This is a genomic window from Flavobacterium rhizophilum (assembly GCF_046000485.1).
In the GTDB taxonomy this organism is placed as follows: Bacteria; Bacteroidota; Bacteroidia; order Flavobacteriales; family Flavobacteriaceae; genus Flavobacterium; species Flavobacterium rhizophilum.
In genome coordinates, this window is the sequence record NZ_JBELQB010000001.1 from 336,121 (window position 1) to 356,134 (window position 20,014).

At 34.8% G+C, this 20,014-nt stretch carries 16 protein-coding genes; 7 read left to right on the forward strand and 9 right to left on the reverse strand.

Annotation, left to right across the window (positions count from 1 at the left end):
* Nucleotides 1-435 precede the first annotated feature (435 nt).
* The 8 genes from ABS768_RS01655 to ABS768_RS01690 form a co-directional block, all read right to left on the reverse strand.
* Nucleotides 436-732 (reverse strand): hypothetical protein, encoded by a 297-nt coding sequence (locus ABS768_RS01655; protein WP_408073200.1) that lies wholly within the window; start codon nt 730-732, stop codon nt 436-438.
* Between the two features lie 37 nt (nt 733-769).
* Nucleotides 770-2,122, reverse strand: coding sequence for a S41 family peptidase (locus ABS768_RS01660; protein WP_408073201.1), 1,353 nt, complete (start codon nt 2,120-2,122; stop codon nt 770-772).
* A 21-nt stretch (nt 2,123-2,143) separates the two neighbouring features.
* Nucleotides 2,144-2,908, reverse strand: a complete 765-nt coding sequence (locus tag ABS768_RS01665) for a hypothetical protein (protein WP_408073202.1) — start codon at nt 2,906-2,908, stop codon at nt 2,144-2,146.
* Between the two features lie 94 nt (nt 2,909-3,002).
* Nucleotides 3,003-3,851: a T9SS type A sorting domain-containing protein gene (locus tag ABS768_RS01670; protein WP_408073203.1), complete on the reverse strand. Its 849-nt coding sequence runs from the start codon at nt 3,849-3,851 to the stop codon at nt 3,003-3,005.
* An 85-nt stretch (nt 3,852-3,936) separates the two neighbouring features.
* Nucleotides 3,937-5,229, reverse strand: coding sequence for a hypothetical protein (locus tag ABS768_RS01675; protein WP_408073204.1), 1,293 nt, complete (start codon nt 5,227-5,229; stop codon nt 3,937-3,939).
* Nucleotides 5,230-5,640: 411 nt separating this feature from the next.
* The gene (locus ABS768_RS01680) at nt 5,641-8,904 is read right to left on the reverse strand and encodes a TonB-dependent receptor (protein WP_408073205.1); all 3,264 of its coding nucleotides are present in this window, start codon (nt 8,902-8,904) and stop codon (nt 5,641-5,643) included.
* A gap of 46 nt (nt 8,905-8,950) precedes the next feature.
* The gene (locus tag ABS768_RS01685) at nt 8,951-9,793 is read right to left on the reverse strand and encodes a FecR family protein (RefSeq protein WP_408073206.1); all 843 of its coding nucleotides are present in this window, start codon (nt 9,791-9,793) and stop codon (nt 8,951-8,953) included.
* 214 nt (nt 9,794-10,007) lie between these two features.
* On the reverse strand, nt 10,008-10,571 hold the full coding sequence (locus ABS768_RS01690; RefSeq protein WP_408073207.1) for an RNA polymerase sigma factor: 564 nt from the start codon (nt 10,569-10,571) through the stop codon (nt 10,008-10,010).
* 482 nt (nt 10,572-11,053) lie between these two features.
* Here ABS768_RS01690 and ABS768_RS01695 point away from each other — a divergent pair, with 482 nt between their 5' ends.
* From ABS768_RS01695 to ABS768_RS01725, 7 genes are all read left to right on the forward strand, one after another.
* Entirely contained in the window at nt 11,054-11,278 is a 225-nt protein-coding gene (locus ABS768_RS01695) for an IS3 family transposase (protein WP_408073208.1), read from the forward strand.
* An 82-nt stretch (nt 11,279-11,360) separates the two neighbouring features.
* Nucleotides 11,361-12,038, forward strand: a complete 678-nt coding sequence (locus tag ABS768_RS01700; protein ID WP_408073209.1) for a response regulator — start codon at nt 11,361-11,363, stop codon at nt 12,036-12,038.
* On the forward strand, nt 12,031-13,302 hold the full coding sequence (locus ABS768_RS01705; RefSeq protein ID WP_408073210.1) for a sensor histidine kinase: 1,272 nt from the start codon (nt 12,031-12,033) through the stop codon (nt 13,300-13,302). Before ABS768_RS01700 ends, ABS768_RS01705 begins: the two co-directional genes overlap by 8 nt.
* A gap of 59 nt (nt 13,303-13,361) precedes the next feature.
* Complete coding sequence (locus tag ABS768_RS01710) at nt 13,362-15,785, forward strand: TonB-dependent receptor domain-containing protein (protein ID WP_408073211.1); 2,424 nt, start codon at nt 13,362-13,364, stop codon at nt 15,783-15,785.
* Between the two features lie 68 nt (nt 15,786-15,853).
* Nucleotides 15,854-17,812: an LTA synthase family protein gene (locus ABS768_RS01715; RefSeq protein ID WP_408073212.1), complete on the forward strand. Its 1,959-nt coding sequence runs from the start codon at nt 15,854-15,856 to the stop codon at nt 17,810-17,812.
* A 3-nt stretch (nt 17,813-17,815) separates the two neighbouring features.
* A complete protein-coding gene (locus ABS768_RS01720; protein WP_408073214.1) occupies nt 17,816-18,694 on the forward strand; it encodes a diacylglycerol/lipid kinase family protein in 879 nt (292 codons plus the stop codon).
* A gap of 11 nt (nt 18,695-18,705) precedes the next feature.
* Nucleotides 18,706-19,146, forward strand: coding sequence for a hypothetical protein (locus tag ABS768_RS01725; RefSeq protein ID WP_408073215.1), 441 nt, complete (start codon nt 18,706-18,708; stop codon nt 19,144-19,146).
* Nucleotides 19,147-19,384: 238 nt separating this feature from the next.
* Here ABS768_RS01725 and ABS768_RS01730 read toward each other — a convergent pair whose 3' ends face one another.
* Nucleotides 19,385-19,783, reverse strand: coding sequence for a hypothetical protein (locus tag ABS768_RS01730; protein ID WP_408073216.1), 399 nt, complete (start codon nt 19,781-19,783; stop codon nt 19,385-19,387).
* Between the last annotated feature and the right edge of the window lie 231 nt (nt 19,784-20,014).

Genomic DNA, 20,014 nt, shown 5'->3' on the forward strand with positions numbered 1-20,014 from the left:
ATTTCTGTATCCCTAAATAGCAGGCGCAAAATATCACAAAGCAATATTTAGATTGCTCCCCAGTTAAAGAAATGTGCAGAATTTTATGCGTTAGTAAAAGTGGTTATTACAAATGACTGGTGAGAACACTGTCAAAAGAAAGTTCAGGAAAACTAGCAACTCCTCCCATAAATACTCAACCTTTGAAAATAAACTTCAACGAAATTTTAATAACTATAAGGAAAATAAATTATGAGTATTTGATATCACTTATATATGGGCGAGAAAAAGATGGTTATATCTCAACGTGATAATTGACCTCTATGATTGAAAGGTAGTTAGTTGGTCTATATCAAAACAAGCCTGAATACAAGATATACACTTTAGAGGCTTTTAAAAAGGCAATTCCATACAAATATGACACTCATACTTATGCAGCCAAACTATTTTAGAATATTATAAATAATTAATGTTTTCTCCTTTGTTCCTTAATTCAGATTTCATTTTCCGAATGCTTTTAAACATTCCGCTCTGAACTATCTTTTTTCTTTTTTCGTAGTGCTGCGTACAGTTACTTAAATCATTCAGGAGTGAATGAAATTTGAAGTACAGGTTACGGAGCTCTTCAATCCCTTCTTTTGTTCTCTTATTTTCTTCTTCAGGTAATTTATTTTCAACTGCTTCCAATAACTTCTCAAACTTTTTATAAGCGTCCAAAAAATTCTGATGCTCTTTTGCGTTTATTCCCTGCATTTTAATCGTTACTTATTGTATATGTTATGATTTAACTTTAATCTGAATTTGGTAAAATTATAAATTCACGGTTATCCTGTACAGTCTTAGATAACACTTTGACGGTATTATTTTGCTCTCTTCCTCCATTTCCTGATATAATATTTATTGCTTTGTTTAAAAGAACTTCATTTTCATCTCCTAAGGGAAATAACTGAATATCTGTAAGCTCATTAAGCTCTATATCGGGTAAAACTCCATTACTATAATCCCCTTCGCCGTTGGCATTATAAAGCTTATATATTACCGGGTATAAGATCCAACCCGGCTGGCTTTCGTTTCTGTTATCAGAAATCGAAAAACCTGCCATATCTTTCCCAAGTGTTTTTTCTCCTATTGCAATAACAGAAATATAAGGTTTCAGGTTATTAATAATTATCTCTGATGCTGATGCTGTATTATTTCCGCATAAAATAAATACCCTGTTTAAGGGTATGGAAGATTGACGTAACTCATAATAACTAACAACAGATTCATTCATCTCCAAAGCTTCTTTAAAAGACTGGTTTATAACACCTCCATTTTCGTTACCTTTAAAAGTGATGAACAAATCATCCTCTACGATAGTAGGTGCCAATAGAATACTTAAAGCTGCCGCCGAAGAAACATCTCCCCCTCCGTTATACCTTAAATCCAAAACGACCTCATTAACATTTTGAGATTTAAACTCATTGAAAATATTTAGTAATGATTGAGCTAACCCTTCATCAAAATGGCTTACTTGCAAATAGCCAATCCTTTTATTTCCTGTTAAGAGGATATTATATAATGGAGCCTGTAAAAAAGTATAATAACTCGTAAGTCCTTTTGTTACAGATTGAGAAAAACCGGTTTCATAAGTATACTCAACAATTGTAAAACTTAAATCATCAGCCTTACCTGTAATTTCATACAGGGAATTGTAATTGGTTTGTGAAATAGGAATATCATTTATAGCAGTAATTAACTGACCTCTTTTTAGTCCGTTATTCTGTGCCGGAGAACCGGATAGCACATACAAAATCACTCCATAAACATTTCCTTCATATGAAATAAATCCAATATCCATCCCAAAAGAAGAACGTAATGTAGAAGTCATGCTTTCTGGTATTGACGGATGATATGCATATGAGAACCTATCCTGATGAAATAACAATGAAGAAAAATAATCGTTAGATAAAAGGGACAAATCGATATTATCAGGAATTTCATTATTCCAGTAATAATATCTTCTCATCTGTTCATAAATCCATTGATTGTTATACTCATTAGTTCCTGCACTATAAATAACAAGGGCATCATCTTTTTGACAGGAAATATAAAACAGAGGTAAAATTAAAATTGCAATTATCTTATTTTTAAAATGATTCATTACAAGTTTTGGTCTTAATTATTATTCTGTCTCAAATTCAAAATAATCACTTAGGTCAACTACTCCTTCAACTCCGGAAAAACTTCCTGATTCATCCTGCTTTTCCTCCAAAACAATCATTCTTGACTTATTTGCCTGCATAACCATTGTCAACATAATCTGTGTGCCCGGTATATAAGATTCTGTTGTACCATGTTTTACCAACTCCATTTTAATTATTGGAGGAGATGAAAATGGAAATGCTGTAAAAGAACTAAAATTATCTGATGTAATATTTTCTACTGTTCCAAGTACAGTACCACTTGTGTTTCGTATTATGCCGTCTAATGGACCGGTATAATCTGTGTTAGAATAACGGTTTAGGGAAGGAAATATAAACTTATAACCTGTACTGCCCTGCTCATTTAAAACACTTTTTTTAAACCTTAGTACATTATCGATATATGTTCCGTTATTATAAAAAAAGGAAAGTGTATCAAAGGGTTTGTTGTTTGTAAAGCTGTACGATTTAAGACTCTGCCGGGTGTCATTAATTACAATATCAACATTTTTTACCTTATCATTATAATAAACAAACTCATAATCCTTATCCATATATTTAAGGAAAACTGATTTTTCGTTAATAATAATAGGGGCTTCATCAATAATTATCTGTAGGGAATCTGATACTGAATATCCTTTTATTACTATCTCACCAGGTTCCTGCGTATCATAATAAGGAAGCAAATTATCATCGCATGATAACAATAACAATAATATAGAAATGCTTACAAGAAATTTTTTCAATAAATTAAACATATAGAAATGAAAGTTAAAAATACTACCGATAAAAGTTTATCGGTAGTGTTTTAGTTAGATGCTAAAAGAAGAAACAATAATTTTATTTTTTAATGAACTTAAGCTTTTCAGTGGCTGTTCCATCAGTGAGAACCATAAAGTAAACACCTGCAGGCACATCTCCCATATATATTCCTTCTGCCATGAAACCTGATTGTTTAACAAGTGATCCTGTAGTATTATATATTAAAACTGAAGTATTTGCATTGTCTAACTGATTACCGGCAGACAGAATAAGATAATCTTCTACAGGATTTTGCTGTAAACTAAATCTCTTTACAGCAACATCTTTTGTATTAAGAATGTTCTCTGCAGTAAGAGTTACCTTATCAATTTCTATTCCTGTACCCATAGTAAGCGGGGTCGCAAAAACAATATATACTTCTTCCAGCCCTATGTAGTCTGAAATATCAATAGTATAATCCTGAAAATAGTCACCCTCATTAGTTTCTCGTTGTAAATTTACCAAAACAGGCTCTTCCAGCATGATTTCTTCAAGATTTGAAGACTCAGATATATAAACCTTTAATGCAGGAATTCCTCCATAAATAGCCGATTGTGCATTTAATATCAGTTCACCGCTCCCTTCGTAAAAAGAAAGGTCTATAGCTGGGCTGATGGCCCAGTTATTCTCCTCTGGAGTAAGTTCTCCTCCTGTAGACATATCGATATTATACGTACCAAAAATATCCTTTTCCCCGTCAGCAGGCAGTCCTTCATTACTTATCTGTAAATCTTTTCTTGCCATCCAGTTACTGGAGTTTTCATCTACATCAATAAGTGTCCAGTCTGAAACATCAGCATCATTAAAATCGTCTTCCCAAACTGTAATTTGTGCCGATACACCAAAAGTAATAAAAGTAAAAATTGCCAGAAGTAAATTTTTTTTCATTGTATTTGTGTTTAAAAAGGCATGGGCAGAAAACTACCCATGCCGGGTTGGTTACTATATATTAATTAACAAAAACTATAAACTATTAAAAACCACTAAACTTTGTCCATCCGGCTGTCCATCCAGACTCAGTAGCAAAAGCCCCTGTATTTCCTGAAAGGTTAAAGCTTGTATTATTAAAGAATGGTTGAGTAAGCCCCCAAGCCTGCGCAGGGTTTGATGTTGAAGTTGGATTACCAAAACCTAATGATGAAGTAGCCGGAGTTACAAAAGCATGAACTGAAAGACCAGACCAAGCTGAATTAGAAGATACTGAAGGGTTTTCCCATCTTATACCAGTATTATACCCCGTTACAGTTGCATTATATAACTCTATTTCACCAAGTCTACGTACGTGGATAGCATTTTCATAAAGTCCACCATCTGAAGCAGCACTTACACCAACAATAGAAAGATCTGAAATTACCGGTCTTGTAATGATTGTTGTAGAAGTACCACCTGAATTGTTATCAAGCTCAATACCGTTAGAATCCGGATTACCGCCGCTTTGGCTGTGTGTAGAATTTTTATCTGCAATAGCGATAGCTTTTGTAAGAGATCCTGTATAACCTAAATCAAAATCAAAGTTATCATCATCAGCAGCAAAAGAAACAAGGTGAGTTGGACTTACAGTCCCACCAAAGAACTCATAAGAATCGTCTCTACCGTAAGAAACCTGTATGTGGTTGATGTTTGTACCATTACCAACACCTCCAAAAGTTAAACCGTTAATTTCAATACCTGCATCTGCATCAAGAATACGTCCTGCAAATTCAATACGCACATATGCCATATCTCCTGCATCATGCGAATTGTTTGTACCTCCAAAATAAAAGTCTGAAACTGTAGCCTGGTCTCCTAACCCTTCAACAACATTTGTTGTAGAACCGTTATTTACCTGAGCATTTCCAAGAAGTACTACTCCTCCAAAATCACCAGGTGAAGCTGTAGTAGCAGCGCTACCATCAAGAAGGTTATAACTTGTAAAGATAACCGGGCTGTCCACAGTACCCTGAGCATTTATCTTACCGCTCTTAGTGATAACAAGTACTCCGGTAGCAACACCTGCACCAAGTGGCTTAGCTTTTACAAATGTACCCGCCTGGATAGTTAAAGTAGCTCCGTTTTTTACACGAACAACACCTTCTATCTCCCAAACTTTGTCATTTGTCCAGGTAGTATTAGTTGTGATGCTACCACTTACAGTTTGAACTGTTGCCGGATAACCACTGTAATCTGCACCTGCAGACTGTAGGGTAAATGAAGAATCTGCAACGTCATCATTTTGACAAGAGAACAGCAGTAAGGTTGAAGCTGCCAGCATTAAAAATTTTTTCATAATAATATAATTAGTTGGTATATTTGCTGCTACACTATTTCTCAGGCCTTTGGAAAGGCAGCAAATTTACTTTCCTCAGGCCTTTTTTATTAAGGCATTCTGCATCCATGCCTGATTATATTACCTTCCGTCTTTCACAATAGGTTTTATTTTGTGAAAGGTTGTCGAATCTCTTGCTGTAATATTTTTTAAGCTTTTGCTTTAGTTGGCAGCACTTATCTATTAGTTCTTACTAATTTAAATCTTGATTTTACATCTGCTCTTCAGGAATAGTTTAAGAGACATTACAGCTAAATCGTTATCTTATTTATTTACATTAGACATTAACCGCTTAAATTATCACGGCCTGTTTTACAACTTAACGGTTTGTTAATCATTAGTATAAAGCGGTTACATTAAAGCAACATTATCCTAAAAATTGTAGGTTAAAGAAAGTTTTATTGTCCTTCCTGTATAAGCCCTGAAAAGTACACGGTCTATATCTTCATCATATTTTTTTGTAGCCCCCATACCCAACTGAAACTGATCTCTTGGATTTTCTCCAGGTTCCTGGTTAAGTGACGAATAGCTGTTTTGATTATTATAGGTTTCCAAAACCCTGTCAAAAATATTTTGAGCACTGCATTTTAACTCAAGGTTTTTTTCTTTAAAAAACCTGTAGCTTATTTGGGCATCGGCAACGGCATAGGGCCTGCGTATCTCTTCATCCTTATAATCAAACCCAACCAACAGATACTGGTCTCCGGTACCGTTATACCTTATATTAAATGATAGCCTGTCACCTATATAATCTAATCCTAAATTATAGCTATATGGAGACTGCCCGTACATGGGCCTGTTTGCTTCATATAAGCCTCCTGTACCGTCTGTATTAACATAAGAGGTAACGGTAGTTTCATTAATTGTACCGTTAGCATATAAATAAGTGTTTTCAAGGGCTTTGCCTTCTCCTAAAAAAGTAAGGTTCTTTAAAATCTCCGCTTCAACCCCCCAAAGCTCCGCTTTATAAGAGTTAGTCGTGTAAATAAATCTTGTAGCACTATCGTATGGTGAGCTCGAAATTTTCTCTATAGGATTATCGATTTTTTTATAATAAACTCCGGCAGAAAGTATTTGTCCCAAAGAAGGAAACCACTCCAATTTTAAATCATAATTATTTGCAACGGAAGAAAGTATACCTCCCCTGGCAGTAAAATTAATGATGTTAGCCTCATAGACAGGGTCATAATATGGTATTTGTATCCTTTCCGAAAACTGTGGTCTTAATGCCGACTTGTAATATCCAAACCTGATATTAGTCTTCTCCGTAGGGCTATAAGTTATGTTAACAGAGGGTAAATATTGCCACAGTTTGTCAAGTGGCTCTGATACCTCAGTATCCGCCGCCCCTTCTCTCTGATTAGATATTTCTGTATAATTATAACTCTCTGCCCTTACACCCCAAACTATTCTTAAAAAATCACCTATTCTGTTATCCAGCATTATAAATGGAGAATGTGTTGTAACTTCACCTTCATAACGATTTCCATATGTTACAGGCTTTAACCAACCGAAACCTCCATAGTCGTAATAGGAACCCGAAAGGATTTCATGAAGATCGTATACCCTAACTCTGTCTGTACTTAGGCCTACTACCTGTAAGTTGGCACTCTCCTGTTTATTTGTAGCTGTTTTAAAAGTCCCGAAATAGCCAATTTTAATATTGTTTTTTATTCGATTAAAATCAAATGACTTGTTAATATTGAATGCTATATTGTAGTCGGATTGATTATTATCAAAGTTTCTTCTTTGAACATTGTTTGCTGAATTATAAACTTCTGTATAAACAAGTACGTCATCCCCTATCCTCTCTCGTTGATTTGTTAAAAAAGTGGCATCTTTGGTTTTTTTTGCTGTGGAATTTAGTGCCGTAAACCAATTTAGTTCATATCCGTTAAAACGATGACTTCCCTCTACTTTAGTCTGGAAAAAATCAGTATAGATTGGATAATCCGTTTCTTTTGTAATCGGCAGGGTACTGCCATCCAATATTTCATTATATGAAACACCATAACCGTCCCATCCTGTTATTTGAGTTAACTGATTATCATATATATGAATAAGAGTGTTTCTAATGGTGATTTTATTGTTACCAAACTTTACACCTCCATTAAGCATCCCGGCAAGTGTGGAATTATAGGTATAAATTCCTCCGGAATTCTTATAGCCATACTTTTTTAAAACAGGATATTCAAGCGGTGCCTGATAATCACCAAAATCGTAGTCTATTCCTTCATGAAAAAATTCGGCATTAGGTTTAAATACCCCTCTTGAGGTATGATCTATAACTTGTTTACTTTGTGTGTTCCTAAACAACAATGAACCGGAAAAACCCCATTTGCTACCTTCATTAAGGTTATATACCCGTCCCAATGCAAGCTGAAAAGAGGTATTAGGCATTGCCTTATCCTTATAGGTTGTAAAATTATCCTGAGTAAATTTTTTAGATTCTTCAAAAAACGGACCTGATTCTGCTTCATTTACAGGTACAGGGTAGCTCTGAAAATCAGGATAACCTCTTGTACCGTCATCAAAACCAAAATAATCGTACTCTCCCCTTTGCTTAGTCAGGAAATCTTTAAAAGTACTTCTGCTGTTATAGGAATTACTTATCGATATACTTGTAAAATTTTCTTTAGGTATATCTTTTGTCTTCACTTCAATATTACCACCTGCAAAATTAGCATACATGTCTGGAGTTGCCGTTTTATTAACCACAATACTTTGTACCATAGCAGTAGGTATAATATCAAAGGAAAAGCTTTGTTGAGTAACTTCTGTACTTGGCAAATTAATTCCGTCCATCATAGCCTGGTTCCAGCGTTCACCCATAGAACGCACTACTACATACTTGTCATCTATTGTAGTTACTCCTGTTATTCGTTTAAGAGTACTACCCACATTATTATCGGGTGTTCTTGCAATTTGTTCGGCAGATATACCGTCAGACATCTGGGCTGCCCTTTTTTGCTGAAGTAACAGCCCTTCTGTAGACTCTGTCGATTTGTATTGTTGTCCTGTAATGGTAACTTCCTCCAGCGTGATGTTTTGATTTAGTTCCAATGCTAAATTCAGTGGTGTTAAATTTCCTGCATCTACAGGTATGTTCTGAATAAATCTTGAGGCAAAACTCTGAGCTGTTATTTCCACATCATAAAACCCTGGTTCGAGCTCAAGGATAAAATCACCGTTAACATCTGTAAAAACTGTAACATTTCCGGGAGAGGCAGTAACTATAGCGTCAAAAACAGCGATTCCGTAATTATCTACTATCTTTCCTGATATTCCCTGTAATCTTTTTTTTTTAGCCTCAGTACCTGGTTTATTAATGGCAATATTATTTTCATTTCTCCTGAAATTTAATCCGGTAAGTTCCTGTAATTCATCTAGTAGACCATCTATTGAAACATTATCTTTTTTTAAAGTAACCTTAGGAGAATCAAGATCAATATTATCCTGATAAATAAAACGGTAGGGTGTTCTTGACTCAAGGTTCTCAATAATTTCTTTAGGAGATGCGTTTTTAAAATCTACCGTAACTGTTCCTGTTTGTGCTGAGGAAACCGACGTAAAGAATAAGCCAATAAATAAAATCCAAAAGGCAAGAAAATATTGCCCAGATTGTGGGTTGTTCATAATTTTAATAATTTGTGTTTGGAATGTTTGGTTTTATATAAAAGTGTTATCTGCTCAGTATATACAGATGATTTTCTTTTTCTGTAACTTTTAGATCTAAAGCAAAAGCCAGAGTATTAAGCATTTCTGTGATACCCTGTTTTGTTGCCAGCGTTCCTTTTATCTTAAGCATCTTTAAATCGGGAGCACCATATTCTACAGAAAAATTATAATCTTTGTGAAGTATTAAAACAACTTCTTCAAGAGTTAAACCATCTACATCAAGAAGTTCTTTTTTATAATCAGGCTCCAATTTTAAAGCCTTTTTCTTAACTAAAGTTTCGCTTGTCGGCATATATACCGCAGCATCTCCCTTTACCAGGAACACCTTACCGTTTTTATTTTCGACCTTTACCTTTCCTGTTCTAACCTCTACAAGAGGCACTGCTCCTTCATAAGCCTTAACATTAAAGGAAGTACCTAAAACAGTCGTTTTAATTAAGCCTGAAGATATTATAAAGGGTTTTAAGGAGTCTTTCTCCACTTCAAAAAAGGCTTCGCCGATAAGAATAACATTTCTTGCACTTCCGTCAAAATTTTCCGGATATTCAATCTTTGAGCCTTCATTTAGCCACACACGGCTTCCGTCAGGTAATCTTACAAGACGAATATCATTATCGAATGTTTGCGTAACTACTATTCGCTCCGCATTAACAGTCCTATTAAAAAATTGATAACCCATAGCTGTCATTACCAATATTACTGACGCAGCAGTCATCCATCTGTAAACATTTTTGGTTTTAGCTATTGTTGCTCTTCGAATGTTTTTCCACATTCTTGATTTAAGATCCTGAGGCAGCATTCCTTTTAGAGGAATATCATCCCATTGTTTTTTCATTTCTGATTTCATTGTCCTGTAAGTAGTTTTTTGGGGTTATACTATTTATAACAGCATTAGCCAATACAGGAATAAAATGTCACGGGGAAGAAGTATCCTTAAAGATTTATTAATAAAACATTAGGAGCTAAAAATGATAAAAACACAATAAACAAGCCAGAAACAAGCAACTAAACATCATATTACATTTGATACATTAACAAGTATTGATTACAATTAATTAACATTATAACTGGTCAATAAAAAATAATATAAACCAGTAAAGCTCGTTGCTGTTAACAGAATTTTTTTTTAGGTATTGTAGGGTTTTAGATATTTGATTTGCCACTGCGCTGGTAGTCATATTCATTTGAAGCGCTATTTCCTTATAGCTTAATTCTTCAAGTTTATGCAGTATAAAAATCTTTTTTCTCCTCTGCGGAATCTGATTAAGAAGATATTCTATTTTTTCCATTTTTTCAGTTATATCTTCTTCATTATTAGGTTCATTTAACTCAGCGATTATTTCCTTCTCGCTTAAAGTAAAAATTTGGTTTTGCTTTTTATACCATTTGGAAATTTCCTGTTTTGAACTTTTAAATAAAACGGATTCAAGAGAAACTTCAGGATTAAGTTTCTCCTTATATTTCCATAAATGGATAAAAACGTTTTGGGTTACATCTTCTGCATCTGCCACCTGCTTTGTATACTTCTTTACAAAACAGTAAACTTTAAAGGAATACAGTTCATAAATTTCCTGAAAACAAGATTCATCTCCATTGTTCAATCTTATTATAAAATCAGTATCCATAATATAGTGGTGAGGTTTGTAACAAAATTAAAACAATAGACACTACATCGTGAAATTATCAGGACATTTAAAGATTTAATAATATTTATTGAGTATTAGTATATATAGAGTTCATACTTCAGAAAAGCTAATAAGCAATAATGAAAGGTGTCTCGCTTAAAAGTATCTTTAAAAGCAAGTATAGGTTCACTACTAATTCATCACATAAACATCCTATAGCAGAAAACATATTGAACAGAGAGTTTACCGTAAAAAATAAAAATGCAGTTTGGGTATTGGATATCACTTATATATGGGCGATAAAAAGATGGCTTTATCTCACTGTTATAGTTGACCTCTATGACCCAAAGGTAGTAGCTGGTCTGTATCAACCTCACTAAAAACAAACTATACAACTGTAAAGGCTTTTAAAAAAGCCTTTACAAACAGACCTATTAAAGATAACTCACCATTGATTTTTCATTCCGACAGGGGCATACAGTATGCGTGTCAAGAATTCGTTGAATACCTCAGTCAATATAAATCAGTTACCCGAAGCATGTCACGAAAAGGTGACAGTTGGGACTCAAAATAGTTATCAAAATAGATATGAAGCGGAATCCACAATAAAAGAATATATTGAGGTATATTACAATTCAAAAAGGAGACATAAGCACTTAGGGAATGAAACAATTTTAGAATGTCAGAAACATTACAATCATAAGTAGTGATTTCTGTCATTAACAATCCATAAAACCTAATTATTAAATATTCAAAATTAATTCAAAATCTATTTGTTTAAATTGCAGTATGAAAATCCTTATTATAGAAGACGAGCCTGCAATTGCTAACAGTATTATTGAATACATGACTCCCAACGCTATTATATGTGAGTCGGCAGCAACAGCAAAAGAAGCCATGAGAAAAATAGACCTATATAGCTACGACTGTATACTATTGGACCTAATGTTGCCCGATGGTGATGGCTTTGAAATACTCCGTCAGTTAAGGACGCAACAAAAAACAGATGGCGTTATCATCATTTCTGCCAAAGAAACGCTTGACACCCGTATTGAAGGCTTACAGCTTGGTGCCGATGATTACCTAACCAAGCCATTTCACTTATCAGAACTACTGGTAAGAATGCAGGCTCTTATCCGTAGGAAAAACTTTAGTGGCAATAACATCGTTTCCTTCCAAGAAATATCGGTAGATATTCTATCTAAATCAGTATCCGTAAATAATACTAAATTAGAGGTAACCAAAAAAGAAATAGACTTACTGTTGTTTCTAATAGGAAATCAGGGAAAAGTACTCTCTAAAGGTGCAATTGCCGAACACCTTTCGGGTGATATGGCAGATATGCTGGATAATCACGATTTTGTTTATGCCCATATCAAAAACCTTAAAAAGAAACTGGCAAAAGCCGGAAGCGCTGATTACATAAAAACCGTATACGGACTAGGTTATAAATGGAGCGATGAATAAAAAACTACTCAATATAACAACCCGCAGTTTCCTGCGCTATTCGGTAATCATATTAATAATATGCGCTCCTTTATTCTACTTTATGAGCCATTGGCTATATGTATATGAAACCGATGAAATACTTTCCTTTCATAAAAAAGCTTTTGTGGAAAATGAAATCCATAATGGCAACTTCTCTGAAAAAGATATTGAAGCCTGGAACAAATACAACCGTGATGTAGAAATTGTTCCTGATACCGGAGTACAAAAAGATTCTATTTTTGGTACTATATACTTTGATCCCTTTGCTAATGAGTCAGAACCTTTCAGGGAACTTTGGGCTCCCATAGAAATAAACGGTAAGCGCTATACTTATATAGAGAAAAATAATCTAGTTGAAATGGAAGACATGGTTTATACTGTAGCCCTAATGTTCCTGATCATAATTTTGATTTTAATGCTTGGAATTATATACCTTTCAAACAGACTGGCTAAAAACCTGTGGGGTCCGTTTTATGATACCCTTTCACAAATACGCAGTTTTGAAATTGATAAGGGTACCAAGCCCCATTTCCAAAATACGGGTATTGAAGAGTTCAACCAGTTAAACACAAGCCTGGATCGCCTTATAGAAAAAAATACTGCCATTTATAAAAACCAAAGGGAGTTTGTGGAAAATGCTGCCCACGAGCTACAAACACCTTTAGCTCTTTTCCAAACCAAACTGGACAACCTGTCACAAGCTGAAAACCTTACCAAAGATCAGTTTGAAATACTGGAATCACTTAATAGTGATGTATCCAGACTAAACCGACTAAACAAAAACCTGCTACTGTTATCAAAAATTGATAATGAAGCTTACTTTGAAAAAGAATCGGTTTCAGTAAATAATTATATCAATAAACATCTTGACTTTTTTATCGAACAGGCAAACTCAAAACATATCTCAGTAAACACAAAGCTCTCCCATGAGCTTACCTTAATGGCAAACCCAATACTTACTGAGGTATTGATTAATAACCTTTTCCTTAACGCCATAAGACATAATGTAAAAAACGGTACTATTACAGTAACTACAGATATAAACAGCCTCACTTTCAATAATACAGGAAACGGCACTCCACTCAACGAGGAAAAACTGTTTAACCGTTTCTCTAAATCAGACCCTTCTTCTCCCGGAAACGGACTTGGGTTAGCCATTATTAAAAGGATTATCGAGGTAAATAACTGGGATATAGAATATCAGTTTAATAATAACAGTCATAGTTTTACCATAATGTTTTAAAATTCAGATTTCCTTCTAAATCACAATATAGTTTTACCCAAAAATCAAACTATACTACTGTGAAAAAAGAAAAAATATCTCTGTCTTTAAAATATATTTTGCTACTGGTAATTTTCTTAATAAGTATTACCTGCTTTGCGCAGGATAAGAAGGTAACACTTTCGGGAACTGTTATAGATGCTCAGGGTCCGGTTCCTTTTGTAAATGTTATAATAGCTACAGAAAAAGACAATAAAGTTATTGCCGGCACTATTACTACAGAAACAGGCACATATACCTTAAAAGATATTCCTACAGGTAAATATACTATTGAAATAAGCGGTTTAGGCTATGCAAAATCAGTTATTCCCCTATATGTGGGTTCATTAAGTGATTATCAGGATTTAGGGGAAACCATATTAGGGGAAGAAACCACTACTCTTAATGAAGTTGTTATAAACAAACAGCAGGATGCCGTATCAGACAAAATGGATAAAAAGGTATTCTCTGTATCCGATAACTTTACCCAAGCAGGTGGCTCTGTATTGCAGGCTATGCAAAACCTTCCGGGAGTTACCGTTAATAACGGAAAGCTGGAACTTAGAGGTAACAACAAGGTAATGGTACTCGTTGACGGAAAACAAACAGCCCTTACCGGATTTAATACCCAGTATGGGCTTGACAATATTCCGGCTTCGGCTATCGATAAGATTGAGATTATTGAAAACCCATCGGCTAAATATGATGCAAATGGTAATGCCGGTATAATTAATATAGTTTACAAAAAGGAGAAAAGTGAAGGCTTAACGGGCAAAGCAGGGCTTGCAGGTGGTTATGGTGCATTATGGGAACGAAAAGCTAACCTACCTCATATGAGTCCGCAATACAACTTCACTCCAAAAATAAACCCTTCCCTATCTCTAAATTACAGGAAGAACAAAGTTAACTTTTATGTACAGGGAGATTACCTGTATACCGAAGCATTAAATAAAAACGAATTTATTACCCGTACCTACGATGATGGTACTATTATCAACCAACAGACAAAACGTAACAGGGATACTCGTTTCAGTACATTTAAAAGCGGGCTTGATTGGGAATATAACCCTAATAATACCCTATCATTATCTGTAATATATGGGCGTGAAAAAATACTTGATCATGGTGAAGAGCCCTTTTTTAACGGAGATTATAGTGAGCGTTTACGATTTTGGAAATTCCTTGAAGATGAGGTAAAAACCACAGTAATGGGTTCGGCCAGTTATCAGCACAGGTTCAGTCAGCCGGGACACGTATTAAATGCCGGACTGAACTATACATTCCACAGGGAAGACGAGAAATACAACTTCAATAATATTATGCCTGATTATACCGGAACTGATGCTTTCAAATTACTATCAGACGAAAATGTAGTTGACCTGAATATCGATTATATAAAACCATTAAAACAGGGACGCCTTGAAACCGGATTCAAATTTAGAAACAGGGTAATCCCTACAGATATGCAGTTTTATCCGGGCACCAATTCTGTTATAGATGCGAATGCCGGTGGTAAAGCCGACTATGAGGAAACTATCCCTGCAGTTTATGGAAACTATGTGTATGAAAGTGATAAGATTGAGGCCGAAGCCGGTTTAAGAATGGAGTATCTGGATTTGGAATATGAGGTAAATCCTAATCATCCTGTCTATAAAAGCGATGGTTACCACTACTTTCAGCCCTTCCCTTCCTTAAGATTCGGATATAAAATAAATAATAATCATAAACTTTCCCTTTTCTATAATCGAAGGGTAGACAGGCCAAATGAAGTGGATATTAGGATTTTTCCGAAATATGATGATGCCGAAATTATTAAAGTAGGTAATCCGGGGCTACGTCCGCAATACACCAACTCAGTAGAACTAGGATATAAAACCCATATTAATGGTGGATACTTTTTTGCATCACTATACAGTAAGTTTATAAATGGCACCATAACAAGAATAGCCACCACAGTACCCGACAATACGATTATTTACAACGTATTTGAAAATGCAGGTAAAAGCCGTGCCATAGGTACCCAACTTATATTTTCTAAAAAAGTATCATCATGGTATAGCTTCAACCTTAACGGAAACCTGTATCAAAATACTATAGATCCTTTTACTACAAATATATTATACCCTGTGCCTACTGCTTATACAAGTACAAAACAGCAAATTACATCGGGTAATGCAAAATGGAACAGTAACCTTAAGTTTAATAATAATCTTACCGTACAGGTAAATATGGTTTACCTCGCACCTGATATTGTACCTCAGGGACGTACAGGCTCAAGATTTTCGGTAGATGCAGGAATTAAAAAAACAATCCAAAAAGGCAAAGGCGAAATTTACGCCAACGCAACAGATCTTTTCGGTACGCTTGTAATCAGGCAAAAAGTTCAGGCAAACGGGTTTAACTATACCAGCAATAATTACTATGAAACACAGGTAATACGTGTGGGTTATAATTATAAATTCTAGCTCCGGATGTAAAAATTCTAATTTTCTTCAAAATTGGTCCCGAACATTGTCTCAAAAAACACACAAACATGTTCAAGATATTTCGCAATACCGGACGATTTACACTACTTGCTAATTTTGTACTTTGGTTACTAATCGTATCGTTACTGCTTCGTTTTACCTTTTTTATATGGGAACACAACGAAGTATCATGGAATATAGCAAACCTGCTACGTACACTTATTACCGGATTGTTTTTTGATATTGGTGCAGCGGCATTTATTTGTTTGCTACCTGCCCTGTATTTTGTTTTAATACCCAACAAATGGGTTGGCAGTTTTGTAGATAAGGTCATTATTTGGGTTTTCACCGCCTTAAATGTATTTATATTTACGTTTTCTTTTTTTGCGGAAATTACCTTTTGGGAAGAATTCTCAAGACGCTTCAATTTCATAGCAGTAGATTATCTTATCTATACACACGAGGTGATAGCTAATATAAATGAATCATATCCTCTTCCCTTTCTCATTAGCGGGATTGTTTTAATCACAGCCTTAATCCTATTTATATTTTACAAAAGGAAAGCTTTTAATATTACTTTTAAAAGTACAGCCACAACTAAACAACGTATTGGTGTAATAATAACAATAGTGATTACAGCACTGTTATACGGCTTCTCTATAAACAATACTTCAGCAGAATGGTCTGCTAACCGATATAATTCTGAAATTTCTAAAAACGGGATATATTCCTTTTTTGCAGCCTTTAGAAACAATCAAATGAAGTATAATGATTTTTATACCTCTATCGACCAGGAAAAAGCATTGCAAATAGTAGAAAACAAACTTAAAAGCAGTAATTCAGTATTTACCGATAAAAGCAAATCTATTCACCGTACTATTATTGATACACTTGATTCATCATCCAAAAAAAATCTGGTATTCATAATGGTGGAAAGCCTTAGCGGTAGTTTTATGAAAGAATTTGGTAACGAAGAGAACCTTACGCCGTTTCTTGACAGCCTGGCACAGAAAAGTATATTTTTTGAAAACCTTTATGCTACAGGGACAAGAACTGTAAGAGGCATGGAAGCCGTGACACTATGCATCCCTCCAACACCGGGAAGAAGTATTGTGAAACGTCCTGAAAATACTAACCTGTATACTATAAGAAATGTGTTTGGGGACAAAGGATATGACTGTAATTTCTTTTATGGCGGTGACGGATATTTTGATAATATGAATGCCTACTTTGGCGGAAATGGCTTCTCTATTTACGATCGTGGCAGAGGAAGTGTATTGAGCGATAAGATACAAACCGTTCGTCATAATATAACGGATGATGAAGTTACTTTTGAAAATGCCTGGGGAATTTGTGATGAGGATATTTTTAATAAAATGCTATCGGTTGCAGATGAACAGTACAAAAACAATAAGCCGTTTTTTAATTACATAATGACAACCTCAAACCACAGACCATATACTTATCCGGAAGGGAAAGTTGATATTCCGTCGGGTACAGGAAGAGCCGGAGCGGTTAAGTATACTGACTATGCTTTACGCGAGTTATTCAAAAAAGCCTCGACAAAACCATGGTTTAAAAACACCGTATTTGTAATTGTGGCAGACCATTGTGCAAGTAGTGCGGGGAAAGATGCTATTGATGTGGCTAACTACCATATCCCTGCATTTATTGTAAATTTTGAAGGGGAACCTAACAGGAAAATAGAACAACAATGTTCTCAAATAGACCTTTTTCCCACCCTTTTCTCGCTTTTCCACTGGAGTTATGAGTCAGACTTCTTCGGTAAGGATGTACTGTGTAAAGATTTTGAAGAGCGTTCGTTACTGGGTACCTACAGGAAGCTTGTACTTATGAAACAGGATGAAGTGATGATATTATCCGATCAAAAAGGACAGGATTTCTATCAATGGCAAAAAGATAAGAATGAGTTAACACTAAAACCCATGGATAAGAGTTTTCTTGACGAAACCATTTCCTGGTATGAAACCGCTGATTATCTTTATAATAACAAATTATTACAGTAACCCATGAAATACCTGCATTTTATTGTTAACCCTATTTCCGGAAAGGGAAATCATGTAATAGATCGAAATCTGCTTCTTGATACCTTTCCTGAAAATGAATACAGGATTGAAATAAGCTATACTGAAGGTAAAGACCATGCAAAAACTTTAGCCGTAAAAGCGGTAAAAGATAGTGCCGACTGTGTAATTGCCTGCGGAGGTGACGGAACAGTTAACGAAGTAGCCTCTGTACTTATAAACAGCCAGGTGCCTTTAGGTATAATTCCTGTAGGTTCGGGCAACGGACTGGCTTCTAATTTAGGTATTAGGGGAAGCTTACAAGAGGTAATTTCTATCATAAAAAAACAAAACATTACTGTTATAGACAGTGGTTGTGTTAACGATAATTATTTCTTTAGTAATGCTGGGTTGGGTATAGATGCCGAAGTTATTAAAAAATATGAGCAAAAGGGGAAAAGAAAACTGTCGGCATATATAGTAGCCTCGCTGGAAGCTACTTTATCCTTTAAGCATTATAACACAACCATTAAGTTTGGGAATAAGGAACTGAACATTAATCCGTTTCTGCTGTTTATATCAAACAGTAACCAAATGGGATATGATATGAGCCTAACGCCACAGGCAAAACTTAATGACGGATACCTTAATCTGGTAACGGCTCCCAAAATGTCTTCCCTGCAAAAAATAAAACTGGGCTTCCATGTACTAAACCGTAATTTTTTAAAATTTAAAGCTGCTCAGCATAACCTAGCGCAATCACTTACCATTTATCAGCCGGAAAGGATTTACACTGATATACAAATTGACGGAGAATACCATAGCCTAAAAACCAATTATATACATATTGAAATAATTCCTGCGTCCCTAAAAGTAATTTGCTAAACTATTTTATCATGAAAAATATAATTCGTTTTCTTTTTATATTATTTCTCTTTAATATTTCGTGTGCTAAGAAAACACAATGTCATTCATTTATTACATATCCTAATCTTACCAAGAGCTTTACCATGGGGGTATGGCATTTTGAAATAATAGACAGCAAACTTAATAACGACTATACTGATTATACCTTTCATTTCAATAAGGACTTATCATTCACTGTAGATAATAATGTGAAAAGTTATAAAGGTAAATGGAATGTGATTAGTGATAATGGTACAGACGACTCACCTGCTACCGATATAGACCTTGATTTACTATTCACAGCGTATGCCCCACATAAACTGGAACAACTGGGACATAACTACCATATTTTAAACCGTACCAAAGAAAGGATTGAACTTATAAATGAAGATACAGAGCATCCATCCAGAATAGTTTTGTTTCGTACATAACTGGAATACAAATTATTACATCAGTAATTTTCTAATATCTAATTACTTATAACAATTAGAAAAACTGCCTCTTTTATGTAAAAAAATATTTTACATTTGTGATCTAACCAGCAACCCTTCGCTGGTATGTCTTTGATAGTCAAACAAATGTTTTGTTTGTGATGTTTGTCGATATTTGGATAGAAGTTGTACCTCTATTGTACCTCAAAAGTCCGAAATTCAGCAATGGTAAGGCTTGCTAATTTCTGCATCGTGAATTACTTACCGAAGTGCCATCACATGGAGCCCAAATATTTTTTGAGATATCAGAAATATTAGCTGTACCATTCTGTATTAAAAACTTTGACGGTTCTAAGGGAGATGCTACAATTGTACCTATTGGAATATTATTATTGCTACCACTACTAGCACCAATAGTAATAGGATCCACGGTAATTCCTTCTTTGAAATCTAAACTGATTGAAACTGTCTCATTAATATCCTTTCGTTGAAAATACTGGGTTATACTCTGACCATTTTTAATTTGTTTTCCACCATTTAATATTAATCCATTAACAGGATAACACCCTACATAATTGGCATCATTTTCTAATGTTATGTGCGGCATACCTACTGCTGAAGTTTTTGAAAAGTTCAAGTATATGGTGTCATAGGATATATTTGTATGTCATAAAAATCTTTATATTTATAGTGAATTATAGTTCTATAAAAATAGGCAGGTTTGCCGTGATTTGCGTAGATTAAAGGTAAGTTCGTGGCTCAACCAAAATGAACTTTTAAAAACATAGTGATGACGAAGGTTTAGATATAAAAGTTCGAATCCCTCATCATCCCGATCTCTCCTTCTTCAGGTTAAGGCTGATTTAAA

Excerpts from the sequence above, each read along its gene's own strand:
- ABS768_RS01690 (WP_408073207.1), bottom strand. The coding sequence starts at position 10,571 with ATGGATACTGATTTTATAATAAGATTGAACAATGGAGATGAATCTTGT.
- ABS768_RS01700 (WP_408073209.1), top strand. The coding sequence starts at position 11,361 with ATGAAAATCCTTATTATAGAAGACGAGCCTGCAATTGCTAACAGTATT.
- ABS768_RS01685 (WP_408073206.1), bottom strand. The coding sequence starts at position 9,793 with ATGAAATCAGAAATGAAAAAACAATGGGATGATATTCCTCTAAAAGGA.
- ABS768_RS01655 (WP_408073200.1), bottom strand. The coding sequence starts at position 732 with ATGCAGGGAATAAACGCAAAAGAGCATCAGAATTTTTTGGACGCTTAT.
- ABS768_RS01715 (WP_408073212.1), top strand. The coding sequence starts at position 15,854 with ATGTTCAAGATATTTCGCAATACCGGACGATTTACACTACTTGCTAAT.
- ABS768_RS01720 (WP_408073214.1), top strand. The coding sequence starts at position 17,816 with ATGAAATACCTGCATTTTATTGTTAACCCTATTTCCGGAAAGGGAAAT.
- ABS768_RS01675 (WP_408073204.1), bottom strand. The coding sequence starts at position 5,229 with ATGAAAAAATTTTTAATGCTGGCAGCTTCAACCTTACTGCTGTTCTCT.
- ABS768_RS01705 (WP_408073210.1), top strand. The coding sequence starts at position 12,031 with ATGAATAAAAAACTACTCAATATAACAACCCGCAGTTTCCTGCGCTAT.
- ABS768_RS01725 (WP_408073215.1), top strand. The coding sequence starts at position 18,706 with ATGAAAAATATAATTCGTTTTCTTTTTATATTATTTCTCTTTAATATT.
- ABS768_RS01670 (WP_408073203.1), bottom strand. The coding sequence starts at position 3,851 with ATGAAAAAAAATTTACTTCTGGCAATTTTTACTTTTATTACTTTTGGT.
- ABS768_RS01695 (WP_408073208.1), top strand. The coding sequence starts at position 11,054 with ATGCGTGTCAAGAATTCGTTGAATACCTCAGTCAATATAAATCAGTTA.
- ABS768_RS01680 (WP_408073205.1), bottom strand. The coding sequence starts at position 8,904 with ATGAACAACCCACAATCTGGGCAATATTTTCTTGCCTTTTGGATTTTA.
- ABS768_RS01660 (WP_408073201.1), bottom strand. The coding sequence starts at position 2,122 with ATGAATCATTTTAAAAATAAGATAATTGCAATTTTAATTTTACCTCTG.